Source organism: Blastococcus sp. TF02A-30 (assembly GCF_003319185.1).
Lineage (GTDB): Bacteria > Actinomycetota > Actinomycetes > Mycobacteriales > Geodermatophilaceae > Blastococcus.
Map to the genome: position 1 here is coordinate 1 of NZ_QOHJ01000035.1, position 453 is coordinate 453.

The 453-nt window shown below is 70.6% G+C and carries 1 protein-coding gene; it reads left to right on the forward strand.

The window, feature by feature from the left end; translation table 11 throughout:
• Window positions 1-388, forward strand: a 388-nt coding sequence (locus DQ241_RS20330) for a sulfite exporter TauE/SafE family protein (protein ID WP_147252422.1), incomplete at its 5' end; no start/stop codon positions are given.
• Window positions 389-453 lie beyond the last annotated feature (65 nt).

Sequence of the window (453 nt, forward strand, 5' to 3'; positions counted from 1 at the left end):
AGATGTGTATAAGAGACAGGGCGCGGGCCTGGCCGCGCTCGGCCTCGTCACGGGCGTGCTGGCAGGTCTGCTGGGCGTGGGCGGAGGCATCATCGTGGTGCCTGCCCTGCTGCTGCTGTTCGGCACGAGCGATCTCGAGGCCAAGGGCACGTCGCTGCTCATGATGATCCCCACCGCGATCTCCGGCACGATCGGCAACCTTCGCCGGCGCAACGTCGACCTCGTCGCCGCGGCGCTCGTGGGCGGCGCCGCCTGCACCACGACCGCGCTCGGCGCGTGGCTGGCCACGCTCGTCGATCCGTTCGTCGGCAACGTGCTGTTCGCCGCGTTCCTCGTCTTCATCGCCGTGCAGATGGCGCTGCGCGCGATCCGTGGACGGCGCCGCTGACCGGCGGACCTTCAGGCGCCGCTCGGTAGGATGACGGGATGCCCGTTGATCCCGCGCTCGTCGGC